This window comes from Rathayibacter sp. AY1F8 (assembly GCF_002932165.1).
Taxonomy (GTDB): Bacteria; Actinomycetota; Actinomycetes; order Actinomycetales; family Microbacteriaceae; genus Rathayibacter.
In genome coordinates, this window is sequence record NZ_PSVB01000038.1 from 1 (window position 1) to 13324 (window position 13324).

The window sequence follows — 13324 nt, forward strand, 5'->3', positions numbered from 1 at the left end:
GCGCAGGAGGATGTCGACCGAGCGGCGGCCCGTGTCCCCGAAGAACTGGCGCACCGTCGTGAGAGGCGGCCAGAAGCTCGCCGACTCCTGCATGTCGTCGAAGCCCGCGACGCTCACCTCGCCGGGCACGGCGCGTCCGGCCTCGTGCAGGGCGCGCAGCACGCCGAGCGCCATCTGGTCGTTGGCGGCGAAGATCGCGGTGACCTCCGGATCGGCGGCGAGCCGCTTGCCGAGGCGGTAGCCGGAGTCGGTGGACCAGTCGCCGACCAGCACCTCCGGCACCGGGGCTCCGCGCTCGATCAGGGTCGACTCCCACGCCTCGTGGCGCCGCTCGGCGGAGTAGGAGCGGTCCGGGCCGGCGATGTGGTGCACGGTGCGGTGTCCGAGTCCGAGCAGGTGCTCGACGGCCTGGCGGGCGCCCGACATCTGGTCGGTGTCGACCACCGGGTACTTCTCGCCGCCGGCGGAGTCGACGACCACCACGGGCAGGTCCGGCGGGAGGACGATGTCGGCCTCGTCGAGCAGGTGCGCCTCGACGATGATGATGACGCCGTCGACCGCCTCCTCGCTCAGCCGGTGGAACGCGACCGACACCTCGCCCTGGGTGGGGTGGGAGACGGGGATGAGGGTGATCGAGTAGCCCGCATCGGCGGCCGCGATCGCGATGGCGTCGAGGGTGCGCATGTTGCCGAACGAGGACAGCGTGAACATGATCACGCCGATGCTGTGGAAGCGGCCCGTCCGCAGGGCCCGCGCCGCGCTGTTGGGCCGGTAGCCGAGGGCCCGCATCGCCTCGAGGACCCGCTCGCGCGTCTCGCCGTCGACGTTCTGCTTGCCGTTCGACACCCGCGAGACCGTCTGGCCCGAGACGTTCGCGCGCCGGGCCACGTCGGCCATCGAGACGCCGCGTCGCGGCCGGGTGGACGGGGACGGGCGGTCGGTCTCGAGTGACATGGGCTTCCCTTTATAGCGCGCCGCCCGTCAGCCGTGGTGCATCGTGCGCCGAACCGTGACGCAGGAACAGTCGCGGGTGGCGACGTGGACATGCTACGGTGACGCTCTGCCATGTTGACGTGAACATGGCGGGCCCGCACTACTCCCCGAACGGAATCCCATGACGACGACGTCTCCCCCCGTCCCGCTGAGCGAGGTCGCCCCTCCGGCGTCCCCCCTCGCGGCCCCGAAGTCGCGGGCGAAGAGCGAGTGGAAGGGCCTGGCGTTCGTCGCCCCCTTCCTCGTCGTCTTCCTCCTGGTCTTCATCGCCCCGGTCGTCTACTCGATCTACCTCAGCCTCTTCCGCGAGCAGCTGGTGGGCGGCAACTCCTTCGTCGGCTTCGCGAACTACACCGCGATCTTCACCGACCCGAACTTCTGGGAGGGCTTCGGCCGCGTCCTGCTGTTCCTCGTCGTGCAGGTCCCCGTGATGCTCGTGCTGGCCCTCGTCGCGGCGCTCGCGATCGACAGCGGCCGCCTCCACGGCACCGGCTTCTTCCGCATCGTGGTCTTCCTCCCCTACGCCGTCCCCGCGGTCGTCGCGGTGCTGATGTGGGGCTTCATCTACGGCGACAACTTCGGCCTGGCCGCGAACGTCAACGACCTGCTCGGCTCCGACGTCGTCCAGCCCTTCTCGCGCGACTGGATCCTCGCCTCGATCGGCAACATCGTCACGTGGGAGTTCGTGGGCTACAACATGCTCATCTTCTACTCCGCGCTGAAGACGATCCCCGGCGAGCTCTACGAGGCGGCCGAGATCGACGGCGCCGGCCCGATGCGCGTCATCCGCTCGATCAAGCTTCCCGCCCTGCGCGGCGCGATCGTCATCGCCACGATCTTCTCGATCATCGGCAGCTTCCAGCTGTTCAACGAGCCGAACATCCTCCGGACGCTGGCGCCGAACATCATCACCACCTACTTCACCCCGAACATGTACGCCTACAACCTGTCCTTCGCCGGTCAGCAGTACAACGCGTCGGCCACGGTCGCCATCGTCATGGGCGTGATCACCGCGGTGATCGCCTACGTCGTGCAGCTCCGCGGCGCGCGGAAGGAGAACTGATGGCCCTCGCGACCGCTCCCCGGACGCCCGCCCAGGCCCCGAAGCGCCCGGCCGCCCGCCGCGGCTCCTCGGTGCAGCCCAAGAAGTCGATCGCCTTCACCCTGCTGATGTCGGTCTTCATCCTCTACAGCCTCGTGCCGCTGGCCTGGCTGGTCATCAACGCGACGAAGACGCAGGCCGGCCTGCTCTCGAGCTTCGGCCTCTGGTTCGACGGCGACTTCGTCTTCTTCCAGAACATCGCCGACACCCTCAGCTACCGCGACGGGATCTTCCTCCGCTGGCTCGGCAACACCCTGCTCTACGTCGTCGTCGGCGCCGGAGGAGCGACGCTCCTGGCCACGCTCGCCGGCTACGGCCTCGCGAAGTTCCGCTTCACGGGCCGCAAGGCGGTCTTCGCCGTGGTGCTCGGAGCGATCGCGGTGCCCGGCACGGCCCTCGCCGTCCCGACGTTCCTCATGTTCAGCCAGCTCGGCCTGACCAACACCCCGTGGGCGATCATCATCCCCTCGCTGATCAGCCCGTTCGGCCTGTACCTGGTGTGGGTCTACGCGGTGGAGTCGGTGCCCACCGAGCTGCTCGAAGCGGCGCGGATGGACGGGGCGGGCGAGTTCCGCACCTTCTTCACCATCTCCATCCGCCTCCTCGCCCCCGGCATCGTGACCGTGCTGCTGTTCTCGGTCGTCGCGACCTGGAACAACTACTTCCTCCCGCTGATCATGCTGAGCGACCCCACCTGGTACCCGCTCACCGTCGGCCTCAACCAGTGGAACGCGCAGGCCACCGGCGTCAGCGCGCAGCCGATCTACAACCTCGTGATCACGGGCTCGCTCCTCACGATCATCCCCATCGTCGTCGCCTTCCTCGGACTCCAGCGCTTCTGGCAGTCCGGTCTGAGCGCCGGCAGCGTCAAGGGCTGAGCCCTCCCCCTACCCATCCCCCGGCCGGAGCGTCCTGCCCCGTCCACAGCACCCGCAGCACGAAGAAGTGAAGGGAAACACCACCATGAAGATCGCCCGTTCCGCCCTCAGGCGGACCCTGACGGTCGCGGCCGTCGCGGCCCTGGCCGCCGGCTCCCTCGCGGCCTGCTCGTCCACCTCCGGTGGCGGCACGACCACGAGCGCCGGCTCCGCCGCCGACCTCGACTCGGCCCTCGAGGCCGGTGGCAAGATCACGTACTGGAGCTGGACCCCCAGCGCCGAGGCGCAGGTCGCCGCGTTCGAGAAGGCCTACCCGAAGGTCGACGTCGAGCTCGTCAACGCCGGCACCAACAAGGACGAGTACACCAAGCTCGAGAACGCGATCAAGGCCGGCTCGGGCGCCCCCGACGTCGTCCAGATCGAGTACTACGCCATGCCGCAGTTCGCGCTGTCGGACTCGCTCCTCGACCTGTCGCAGTACGGCATGGGCGACCTCGAGGACAAGTACTCCGCCTCCACCTGGGGCAGCGTCAACATCGACGGCAAGCTCGTCGGACTCCCGCAGGACTCGGGCCCCATGGCGCTGTTCTACAACAAGACCGTCTTCGACCAGTACGGCATCGCCGTCCCCGCCACCTGGGACGAGTACGTGGCCGCGGCCGAGAAGCTGCACACCGCCGACCCGTCGAAGTACATCACCGCCGACACCGGCGACGCCGGCTTCGCGACCAGCATGATCTGGCAGGCGGGCGGCGAGCCGTTCACCACCGACGGCACGGACGTGAAGATCGACCTCGCCGACGAGGGCACCGCCAAGTGGACCGGCGTCTGGAACCAGCTCGTCGAGAAGAAGCTGCTCTCGGACACCCCCGCCTGGGGCGACGAGTGGTACAAGGGCCTCGCCGACGGCTCCATCGCCTCGCTGGTGACCGGCGCCTGGATGCCCGGCGTGCTGGAGTCCAGCGTCCCCGACGCCTCCGGCGACTGGGCCGTCGCGCCGATCCCGACCTACGACGGCACCGCCGTCAGCGCCGAGAACGGCGGTGGCGGCCAGTCCGTCACCAAGCAGAGCGAGAACCCGGCGCTGGCCGCCGCGTTCCTGCGCTGGCTGAACAGCGACCAGGCCTCGGTCGACGTCTTCCTGCAGAGCGGCGGATTCCCGTCGACCACGGCCGATCTCGACAGCTCGGACTTCACCGGTCAGGAGTCGGAGTACTTCGGCGGCCAGAAGATCAACGAGGTGCTGACCCAGGCCTCGAAGGACGTCCGCTCCGGCTGGTCGTACCTGCCCTACCAGGTCTACGCGAACAGCGTCTTCGGCGACACCGTCGGCCAGGCGTACGCCAACGGCACCAGCCTCGACCAGGGCCTCGCCGACTGGCAGAGCAAGCTCGTCCAGTACGGCAACGCGCAGGGCTTCACCGTCTCGGAGTAGCACCACTGCTCGACGCGGGGCCGACCGGATCGCTCCGGTCGGCCCCGCGTCGTTCTCACGCTCGGACACACCGGGCACCGATCCTGAGGGGGATCCAGATGACCACCGCTCCCGAGAGCCGCTTCGCCATCGGCGCGGCCGACTTCGAGCTCGACGGCCGCCCGCACCGCATCCTGTCGGGGGCGCTGCACTACTTCCGCATCCACCCGGACCTCTGGGCCGACCGGATCCGCAAGGCCCGCCTGATGGGCCTGAACACCATCGAGACCTACGTCGCCTGGAACGCGCACGAGCCGCGCCGCGGCGAGTGGCGCGAGGACGCCGGGCTCGACCTGGGCCGCTTCCTCGACCTGATCGCCGCCGAGGGCATGCACGCGATCGTGCGCCCCGGCCCCTACATCTGCGCGGAGTGGGACAACGGCGCCCTCCCGGCCTGGCTCTTCCGCGACCCCGAGGTGGGCGTGCGCCGCTCGGAGCCGAACTACCTCGCCGCGGTCAGCGACTACCTGCGCCGCGTGTACTCGATCGTGGCTCCGCGCCAGATCGATGCCGGCGGGCCCGTGGTCCTCGTGCAGATCGAGAACGAGTACGGCGCGTACGGCTCCGACAAGGAGTACCTGGCCGAGCTCGTGCGGGTGACCCGCGACTCCGGCATCACGGTGCCGCTGACCACCATCGACCAGCCCACTCCGCAGATGCTCGCCGACGGCAGCCTGCCGGGCCTGCACCTGACCGGCTCGTTCGGCTCGCGGACCACGGAGCGCCTCGCGACGCTGCGCGAGTTCCAGCCCACCGGCCCGCTGATGTGCATGGAGTTCTGGTGCGGCTGGTTCGACGACTGGGGCACCCAGCACCACACGACGGACGCCGACGCCTCCGCCCAGGAGCTCGACACGCTGCTCGCGGCCGGCGGCTCGGTCAACATCTACATGTTCCACGGCGGCACCAACTTCGGCCTGACCAGCGGCGCGAACGACAAGGGCCGCTACGCCGCGATCACGACGAGCTACGACTACGACGCCCCGCTCGACGAGGGCGGTGACCCGACCGCGAAGTTCTGGGCGTTCCGCGAGGTCATCGCGCGCTACGCGCCGGTGCCGGAGGAGGTGCCCGCGGTGCGCCCGCCGGCCCCCGCCCTGACCGCTCCGCTCGTCCCCGGCCCGGCGCTGCTCGGCCTCGGCCAGGCGTTCGGACCGGCCGCGCACCTCGACGCGATGGCCAGCTTCGACGACCTCGGCCACGACGACGGCTTCGTGCTCTTCACGACGACGCTCGACGGCTCCTCCGCTCCGGCCCGCCTCGTGGTGGGCGAGGAGGTGCGCGACCGCGCCTGGGTGCTGCTGGACGGCGTGCCGGTGGGCGTGCTGGCGCGCGACCACCACGAGCGGGCGCTGACGCTGCCGAGCGGACGCGGCGAGCTCGCGATCCTGGTCGAGAACCAGGGCCGGGTGAACTACGGCACGCGCATCGGCGAGCACAAGGGCCTGATCGGAGGCGTGACGCTCGACGGCGCCCCGCTGACCGGCTGGGCGGCGCGTGCCCTCGCGCTGGAGTGCCTCCCCGACCTGGCCGTCACGGCACCGGCGTTCTCGGCCGGACCGCAGCTCGCCTCCGGCTCGTTCGACCTCGACGAGCAGGCCGACCTGTACGTGGACACGCTGCACTGGGGCAAGGGCCTGGTCTGGGTGAACGGCTTCCTCCTCGGACGCTACTGGCGTCGCGGACCGCAGCGGACGCTGATCGTCCCCTCGCCGGTCACCCGCGCCGGCCGCAACCGCGTCGTGGTGCTGGAGCTGGAGGGCATCGCCGAGCCGGAGATCCGCCTGCTCGCGGGAGCCGAGCTCGGGCACACCGAGATCTGAGCTGCGGAGCGGAGGCGGCGGGAACGGCCGTCGAAGGCGCGGGTTCGGGGTTCCGGGCTCCGTTGTGCGGGAGGGGCCGGGCCGACTCCGATCCGCACGCGCTGCCGGACCGCCTCCGGTCTGCGGGTGCCACCGGGCCGCCTCCGTCCTGCGGGCGGTGCCGGGCCGCCTCCGGGACGCGGGGCTCTGCTAGCCTCAGGCGCCCCGGTGCGGCGCCGGCGGGCGAAGGGGGAGACATGATGTCCAAGACACTGCTGCGCACGACTCTGATGGGAGGCGTGCTGCTGCTCGCCCTCTCGGGCTGCGCGGGGACCGCGACGAGCGGATCGACCCTCCGCCCGTTCACCCCGACGCTCCCCTCGTCGTCGGCCGCCCCGTCCGCCACCGCGACGGCCGCCGCCCCGACCGCCGACACCGCTCAGAAGACCGGCGAGCAGGTGGCCGCCGTGCTGACCGGCGTGCAGTTCGTGCCCGGCGAGTACGCGAGCATCCAGGAGATGCTCGACTCGATCTACCCCGGCCTCACCGCGACCGACGCCAGCTGCCTCTCGCCGTTCGGCCTGGGCTGGGACACCGCGCAGCCCGCCGCCGGACTCTCGTACGGCACCAGCGCCGACCGCTCCATGACCGCCGTCGTGTCGAGCACCGGCACCGCCGACGCGGCCGCCTCGCTCCTCGCGAGCGCCACCGACGCGACCACGCGCTGCGCCTCCGGCTCGACGCTCTTCGCCATGCAGGGCGTGCCGGTCGAGACGACCGTCGAGCGCACCGAGCAGACGCTGACCGGCGCCGACGAGACGCTCGGCTGGAAGGTGTCCGGAGCCGTGGGCGGCAAGCCGTTCTCGCTCGTGGGCATCACCGCGCGCGTCGGCGGCGACGCGGTCGCGCTCGTGGGCTGGGACCCGACGACGAACACCTCGTACGTCCCGCGCGCGACGCAGCTCGTCGTCGACGGACTGTAGGGCGCTGGGCGCTGGGCGCTGGACGCTGGACGCTCTGAGCTCTGGCTCTGAGCTCTGAGTCCTGCGCTCGGCCGTCCTCCCCTCCGCGAGAGTCCAGGAGTCGTCGCACTCGACGCCGAGTGCGACAACTCTTGAACAGTGGGCGCGGGTCGAGCGCCGCGACTCCGAGCTCCGAGCTCTCAGCGCTGCATTTCGACGCCCTCTCCTTCGCGACTGTCCAGGAGTTGTCGCACTCGACGCTGAGTGCGACAACTCGTGAACAGTGGGCGGAGGATCAGACCGAGCGCCTGGGCTCAGAGCGCTGGTAGCTGCACTTTGGGCGTCGGGCTTCGGGCGTCGGGCTTCGGCCTTCGGCCTTCGGCCTTCGGCCTTTGGGCTTCGGGCTTCGGGCTTCGGGCTTCGGGCTTCGGGCTTCGGGCTTCGACGCTCGCTCCTCCGCGAGAGTCCAGGAGTTGTCGCACTCGACGCCGAGTGCGACGACTTCTGAACAGTGGGCGGAGGATCGGGGCGGAGCGGGCACCGGGCACCGGGCACCGGGCACCTCCCGGGCTTCGGGCACCCCGCTCCCGGCGCGGGAGCGCGCCTCAGGCCAGCCAGGAGAGGGTGCCGCCGTGGGCGGCCGCGCTCGCGAGCGGGACGCCGTCGGCGGCGAGCAGGAACGGGGTCGGCTCGGGAGCCGTGCGGTCTCCGCGCGCGGCGACGAGGTGCGGGAGCAGCGCCTCCGCCTCGAGCGTCACCAGGCTCGCGCCGCGATCGGCGACCGTCGCCAGGACGCTCTCGCGCGCGGGCCACGGCAGGTAGACCAGGGTCCCGAGCGAGACGACGACCGTCCGCAGACCCGGCGGCACCGCGTCGAGCAGGGCGGGCAGCTCGGCGGCCGCATCACCCGCGACGATCGTGGGCGGGTCGTCCTGCAGAGCCTCCACGGCCGAGCGGAGCCGCGCGGCCCGCTCCGGGCGGTCGGGCGGGAGCAGTGCCTCCAGCCAGGCGACGTCCTCGGGCGAGCGGACGTCGAGCGGCGCCAGGTCGAGACCCCGGCGCCACGCGACGACCGGCAGCCGTGCCGGCGCCGCGCCTCCGCTCACCGCGCACCGCAGCAGAGGCGCGCCGGACCCGAGCCTCGTCTCGCCGTCGCTCGCCGTGAAGGCGTAGGAGTACCGCTCCGGCGTCAGGCAGATTCCCGCGGAGGCGCCGATCTCGACGATCGCCACCGGCTCGCCCGGCTCCGTGATCCGCTCGAGCGCCGCGACCAGGGGCGCGCACCGCAGCGCCTCGTTGGTCTGCGTCCTCCGCTCGGCGGCGACCGGCGCCACCCGCGCCCACTCGCTCCGGAGCCACACGGCGAATCCGGCGCCGTCGACGTCGGGCACGCCGAGCAGCCGCGCGACCGAGAAGAGCAGGGACGGCTGCCGGTGCTGCGCGGGCAGCTCGTCGATCAGGGCGAGGAGGCGCGCGTCGTCAGCGACGGCGAGCGCCCACTCGACCTGCCGCTCGGAGGTCTGCGCGAGCTCGACGGCGGCGCGGCGCAAGCGGTCGGCGGAGGAGGGCATGCCTCCATCCTGGGGGAGCGGCGGAACGGTGCCTGCAGGCGGGCGGAGGACCTGCGCGGCGGGCGACAGCCCTGCTCAGCGGGTGTCGGTGGTCGCCGGTAGAACGGACTCATGTCCGACACCGCTCCGAGCCCCGCGTCCGCGCAGGTCCGCGAGCGGCGCCTGCTCGACATCCGGCGGATCTACGCCGAGCCGGCCGCGCTCGAGCTGCCCCGCGGGCAGGATGTCGTGGCGCGCTGGCCGGGCGCCGAGATCGTGCCCGTCGAGTCGCACTGGCTGATCCCGGAGGTGCACGGCGACGAGGCGAACGTCGCGCGCTGGGTGCGCATCAAGACGGAGGCGCTCGTGCTCGGGGTGAAGAAGTCGCTCGTCACGCGCCCGAACGGCCGCTCGGCCGACTTCATCGCCCCCTCCACCGCCAACGGCTGCGCCATGGCGTGCGTCTACTGCTACGTGCCGCGGAGGAAGGGCTACAGCAACCCGATCACGCTCTTCACGAACATCGAGCAGATCCAGCGCCACCTCGCCCGGCACATCGGCAAGCAGGGCCCCAAGGCCGAGGCGAACCAGTGCGACCCGGAGGCCTGGGTCTACGACATCGGCGAGAACAGCGACTGCTCCGTCGACGCGCTGCTGAGCGGGAACGTCCGCGACCTCTGCGAGCTGTTCCGGATGTCGCCCACCGCCAAGGCGTCCTTCGCGACCAAGTACGTCAACCGCGAGCTCCTCGAGTGGGACCCGCTCGGGCGCACGCGCATCCGGTTCTCGCTGATGCCCGCCGAGACGGCGAAGGTCACCGACATCCGCACCTCGCCGATGGCCGAGCGGATCGCGGCGATCAACGACTTCGTCGACGCCGGCTACGAGGTGCACGTCAACTTCTCGCCCGTGATCCTCACCGAGACCTGGCAGCAGGACTGGACCGAGCTCTTCGACCAGCTCGACGCCGCCCTCCACCCGCGGGCGAAGGCGCAGCTCGCGGCCGAGGTGATCCTCCTCACCCACAACGAGGGCCTGCACGAGGTGAACCTCGGCTGGCACCCCACGGCGGAGTCGCTGCTCTGGCAGCCGGGACGCCAGGAGCAGAAGGTCTCCGAGAACGGCGCCGTCAACATCCGCTACCGACGCGACCTCAAGCGCGCCGCCCTCGACCGCTTCCGCGCCCTCCTCGCCGAGCGCCTCCCCTACTGCCGCGTCCGCTACGCCTTCTGAGCGCCGGCACCCCCGCCGGAGCGGCGGCGTGACGACTCGCGGAGGAGCGCACCCTCCCGCGCACGCCGAGACACCGCCGCGGAGACGGCGTCTCGACGGAGCCGCACGCGCTGTCCAGTGAGCGCAGCGTCACGCCTCCTCCCGCTCCACCCGCCACGCCGAGACACCGTCGGCCCGCCCGACACACCACTGCCGAGGCGGCGTCTCGCGCACGAGCGCGCCGTCTCGACGCAGCCGCACCGCCCACCCGAGGCACCCCGCAACTGAGCCTCGGAGTCGCCCGGCTGGGAGTCCGCCCGGCGGCCGGGGCCACTGCTTCGCATTCCGGATAGCGGCACGTGCCTTCCGAACGAGGGGCGTACTTTCGGAGAACAGCCGGAGGGACGGCCCGACCGCCCGACTCCACGGGCCTGCAGAGCAGGCGTCAGCGGGGATCGACGGCTCGGCGCGACGGCATCCGGGCTCGACATCCCGGAGCCCGGCGCCCCCGGATCGACACTCCGGACACTCGACTCGGCGGCACAGCACACCCCGGGTCCTGCTCCCCACGAACACCCCCACCATCTCGCACTTCCCCTCCCGGCGGCACTCGCCGGGGCACCCCACCGTCGCGGCCGGCACCCGCGACACAGCACAGAACGGCGGCACGCACCATGGGCGCTCTCCTCTACGGCACTCCCCCCACCTCGCACGAGATCGACGACCGCGCGCTCGCGCACCTCCAGATCGTCATGATCAACAAGTTCCGTCGCGACGAGGCGTTCGCCTTCCAGCTCGACGCCTCGAGCGCGCACGGCACCGGACGCCAGACGCTCTGGCTGCACCCGACCATCCCTCTCCAGTTCTCGTTCCACGGAAGCCGCATGCCGGCGATCAACGCCACCTGGGTGCGCGCACTGATGGAGGAGGCCAACAGCGGCCGGGGCCTGCGGATCGTCACCGAGCCGGCGCAGCAGCCCGAGTCCTCCGGGCTCACGCACGCTGCCTGAGCGCGCCGTGTCCAGGCGCGACGACGACGAGCCGATGGAGGTCACCGACTTCGTCGAGCTCGCCGGTGCGGTGCACGACGACGCGGGCTTCGAGTGCTCCTCCACTGTCGACGGTGTGACGGGCGCGCTCTGCGTGCTGCCCGACTCCCTGGTGCTGCGGAGCGCCGGCACCGGCGACTCGACCCGCGTCGGCACCCGCGACATCCGCTCCTGGCGGGCCACTCCGGCCGGCGCCACCTTCTCGCTCGCCGTGGAAGCCGGAGCGCGGCACACCGTGGTGCTGCTCACGCAGTTCCAGGCGGCGACCGTCCAGGCCATGACCCGCGCCGCCGGACCCGCGACTGGTTTATCCGCTTAACGAATTCCCCGTTCGGGGCACGCGGTGAGGAGCGCTCCTCGTGCGACCCTGATCGGGATGAACGAGAAGGACGAGGTCATGCGCTCCGACATCGGCGGGCGTGACATCGAGCAGGCGCGGGCCCTCTTCGAGCAGTCGTACAACGGGCACCGCTTCGTCGTCGAGCCCGGCGAGGACTTCTCGTACCGCTACACCTCCGTCGGCGACGGCGATGTGACGCTCCGCGGCAGCCAGTTCGCCGGCTCCGTGCAGGGCTCGATCCAGACCGAGGGCGAGTACGTCGTCTCGTGGCTGACCGCCGGCGCGGGCGTCACCGATCTCGACGGCGACGCGGTGACCCTCGGATTCGGGCAGCCGGCGATCTTCGTCAACGACCGTCCCAGCCGGTTCGAGTTCCACGACTACCGCCAGAACCTCATCCACTTCGACGGCGCGTACCTCGAGGGCATCGCGGAGGAGTTCGAGGGCACCCGCGGCCCCCTCCTCTTCGACACCACCGCACGACCCGAGGGCGCGGCGCTGCGGCGCTGGTCGGCGACCGTCGCGACGGTCGCCCGGGTGATCTACGACGCCGACAGCTCGCCGCTGCTGCGCCGCGAGGCCGACCGCGCGGTCGCCGTCGCCCTGCTCGAGACCTTCCCGCACTCGACGCTGGACACTCCCGGCGACCTCGGAGTACCCCGCTCGGGGCGCCTCCGCCAGGCGATCGAGTACATGTACGAGCACGCCCACGAGCCGCTCCGGACCGAGCAGATCGCCGACGCGGCGGGCATCGGCCTGCGGACGCTGCAGACCGAGTTCCGGCGCGAGTTCGGCTTCACCGCGGTCGACTACCTGCGGCGGATCCGGCTGGACGGCGTGCAGAAGGAGCTGCGGGCGGGCGAGTCCGGAGTCGTCAGCGTCAGCGAGGTCGCACGGCGCTGGGGCTTCGCGCACCTCGGCCGGTTCTCGGCCTCGTACGCCCACCGCTTCGGCGAGCGCCCCAGCACCACGCTCGACACCTGAGGCGTCAGAGGTAGTCGGTCCCGCCGTCGTCCTCGCTGTCGTCGCCCTCGCCGCGCGGCTGCACGGTCGGCCGCGCGGGCTGGAGCCGTCGGGTCTTCTCGCGCATCGACTCCACCGCCTCCGGATCGTCGAGGTCGACGCCGCGGTCGAGCGCCGGGCTGGTGAAGAGCTGGCTGGCCGGTCCGACCAGGAGACGGGTCTCGCCGCGCAGCCCCTCGTCCGAGAGCGACGGCACCACGACCAGGTCCGACTTCCCCACGTTCGCCAGCGCCTGCGCGTACTCGACGACCGCCGAGCACACCTCGTCGCCCAGCAGCACGAATCCGCTCGCGTAGTACAGCTTCTGCATCTCGCCCTCCCCTGGATCCCGGACCGCCCCTCCGGTCGGCCCGTCCCCCGACGCTAGGACGGCGCCGACCGGGCGCCCCACCCCTTGACGGGGGTGGCGCGGAGGGGTCAGAGTCCGCGCGGAGGGGTCAGAGTCCGCGCGGAACGGGCAGTCGCAGCGCGGTCGCGAGCGCCTCGACGACGCGGGTCGCGCGCACGTCGCCGACCCCCTCCATCCGGTTGGTGAGGAACGCGAAGCCGACTCCCGCGTCCGGGTCGGCGAAGGCGACCTGTCCGCCCGCGCCGTCGTGCCCGAAGCCGCTCGGCGTGAGGCGGCCTACCAGGCGGTCGCGGAGGCGGGGCTCTCGATCCCCGGCGACATCGCCGTGGTGTCGTTCGACGACGACGAGCTGGCCGCCTACCTCCGCCCCGGGCTGACGACCGTGGCGCTGCCGCACGAGGAGATGGGCCGCCGGGCGGTCGAGCTGCTGCTGAGCGGCGCTCCGGGAGAGCGGGTGCTGGTGCCGATGCCGCTGGTGGAGCGGGCGTCGACGCGGCGCGTCCGCAACACGGGCGAGCGGGCGGGCACCGACCTGGTGCAGCTGTACGCCCGCGACGTGTTCGCGAGCGTGACCCGGCCGGTGGCGCAGC

The 13324-nt window shown here is 71.9% G+C and carries 14 protein-coding genes; 10 read left to right on the forward strand and 4 right to left on the reverse strand.

What is annotated here, in order from left to right; genetic code table 11:
• Window positions 1–954: LacI family DNA-binding transcriptional regulator (locus C5C35_RS16330; RefSeq protein ID WP_146084616.1), on the reverse strand; the 954-nt coding region annotated here is incomplete at its 3' end.
• Between the two features lie 160 nt (window positions 955–1114).
• Between C5C35_RS16330 and C5C35_RS16335 the strand changes: the two genes are divergently transcribed.
• From C5C35_RS16335 to C5C35_RS16355, 5 genes are all read left to right on the forward strand, one after another.
• On the forward strand, window positions 1115–2056 hold the full coding sequence (locus C5C35_RS16335) for a carbohydrate ABC transporter permease (protein ID WP_104226355.1): 942 nt from the start codon (window positions 1115–1117) through the stop codon (window positions 2054–2056).
• A gap of 107 nt (window positions 2057–2163) precedes the next feature.
• Window positions 2164–2973, forward strand: a complete 810-nt coding sequence (locus C5C35_RS16340; RefSeq protein WP_258062773.1) for a carbohydrate ABC transporter permease — start codon at window positions 2164–2166, stop codon at window positions 2971–2973.
• Between the two features lie 85 nt (window positions 2974–3058).
• Window positions 3059–4408 (forward strand): sugar ABC transporter substrate-binding protein, encoded by a 1350-nt coding sequence (locus C5C35_RS16345; RefSeq protein ID WP_104223423.1) that lies wholly within the window; start codon window positions 3059–3061, stop codon window positions 4406–4408.
• Between the two features lie 98 nt (window positions 4409–4506).
• Window positions 4507–6270, forward strand: a complete 1764-nt coding sequence (locus C5C35_RS16350) for a beta-galactosidase family protein (RefSeq protein WP_104263589.1) — start codon at window positions 4507–4509, stop codon at window positions 6268–6270.
• 236 nt (window positions 6271–6506) lie between these two features.
• Complete coding sequence (locus tag C5C35_RS16355) at window positions 6507–7232, forward strand: hypothetical protein (protein ID WP_104263590.1); 726 nt, start codon at window positions 6507–6509, stop codon at window positions 7230–7232.
• A 584-nt stretch (window positions 7233–7816) separates the two neighbouring features.
• Here the strand turns inward: C5C35_RS16355 and C5C35_RS16365 are convergent.
• Window positions 7817–8782: a DUF2332 family protein gene (locus C5C35_RS16365; RefSeq protein WP_104263592.1), complete on the reverse strand. Its 966-nt coding sequence runs from the start codon at window positions 8780–8782 to the stop codon at window positions 7817–7819.
• 111 nt (window positions 8783–8893) lie between these two features.
• Here C5C35_RS16365 and C5C35_RS16370 point away from each other — a divergent pair, with 111 nt between their 5' ends.
• From C5C35_RS16370 to C5C35_RS16385, 4 genes are all read left to right on the forward strand, one after another.
• Window positions 8894–9994 carry a spore photoproduct lyase family protein gene (locus C5C35_RS16370; RefSeq protein ID WP_104263593.1) on the forward strand — a complete coding sequence of 367 codons (1101 nt, stop codon included), beginning with the start codon at window positions 8894–8896 and terminating at the stop codon, window positions 9992–9994.
• A gap of 653 nt (window positions 9995–10647) precedes the next feature.
• A complete protein-coding gene (locus C5C35_RS16375; RefSeq protein ID WP_104223411.1) occupies window positions 10648–10983 on the forward strand; it encodes an ATP-dependent DNA ligase in 336 nt (111 codons plus the stop codon).
• Window positions 10984–10990: 7 nt separating this feature from the next.
• The gene (locus tag C5C35_RS16380; RefSeq protein ID WP_104223412.1) at window positions 10991–11341 is read left to right on the forward strand and encodes a hypothetical protein; all 351 of its coding nucleotides are present in this window, start codon (window positions 10991–10993) and stop codon (window positions 11339–11341) included.
• A 57-nt stretch (window positions 11342–11398) separates the two neighbouring features.
• A complete protein-coding gene (locus C5C35_RS16385; RefSeq protein ID WP_104263594.1) occupies window positions 11399–12346 on the forward strand; it encodes an AraC family transcriptional regulator in 948 nt (315 codons plus the stop codon).
• A 4-nt stretch (window positions 12347–12350) separates the two neighbouring features.
• On the opposite strand, the gene C5C35_RS16390 is transcribed toward C5C35_RS16385, so the two are convergent.
• Both C5C35_RS16390 and C5C35_RS17435 read right to left on the reverse strand, forming a co-directional pair.
• On the reverse strand, window positions 12351–12695 hold the full coding sequence (locus tag C5C35_RS16390) for a hypothetical protein (RefSeq protein WP_104223414.1): 345 nt from the start codon (window positions 12693–12695) through the stop codon (window positions 12351–12353).
• Window positions 12696–12822: 127 nt separating this feature from the next.
• Window positions 12823–13131, reverse strand: coding sequence for a serine hydrolase (locus tag C5C35_RS17435; protein ID WP_146078844.1), 309 nt, complete (start codon window positions 13129–13131; stop codon window positions 12823–12825).
• Between C5C35_RS17435 and C5C35_RS17440 the strand changes: the two genes are divergently transcribed.
• Window positions 13117–13324: hypothetical protein (locus C5C35_RS17440; protein WP_374953125.1), on the forward strand; the 208-nt coding region annotated here is incomplete at its 3' end. The genes C5C35_RS17435 and C5C35_RS17440 overlap by 15 nt on opposite strands.

Coding starts and splice junctions, on each gene's coding strand:
- C5C35_RS16355 (WP_104263590.1), top strand. CDS start 6,507: ATGATGTCCAAGACACTGCTGCGCACGACTCTGATGGGAGGCGTGCTG.
- C5C35_RS16340 (WP_258062773.1), top strand. CDS start 2,164: ATGTCGGTCTTCATCCTCTACAGCCTCGTGCCGCTGGCCTGGCTGGTC.
- C5C35_RS16385 (WP_104263594.1), top strand. CDS start 11,399: ATGAACGAGAAGGACGAGGTCATGCGCTCCGACATCGGCGGGCGTGAC.
- C5C35_RS16335 (WP_104226355.1), top strand. CDS start 1,115: ATGACGACGACGTCTCCCCCCGTCCCGCTGAGCGAGGTCGCCCCTCCG.
- C5C35_RS16370 (WP_104263593.1), top strand. CDS start 8,894: ATGTCCGACACCGCTCCGAGCCCCGCGTCCGCGCAGGTCCGCGAGCGG.
- C5C35_RS16390 (WP_104223414.1), bottom strand. CDS start 12,695: ATGCAGAAGCTGTACTACGCGAGCGGATTCGTGCTGCTGGGCGACGAG.
- C5C35_RS16350 (WP_104263589.1), top strand. CDS start 4,507: ATGACCACCGCTCCCGAGAGCCGCTTCGCCATCGGCGCGGCCGACTTC.
- C5C35_RS16365 (WP_104263592.1), bottom strand. CDS start 8,782: ATGCCCTCCTCCGCCGACCGCTTGCGCCGCGCCGCCGTCGAGCTCGCG.
- C5C35_RS16375 (WP_104223411.1), top strand. CDS start 10,648: ATGGGCGCTCTCCTCTACGGCACTCCCCCCACCTCGCACGAGATCGAC.
- C5C35_RS16345 (WP_104223423.1), top strand. CDS start 3,059: ATGAAGATCGCCCGTTCCGCCCTCAGGCGGACCCTGACGGTCGCGGCC.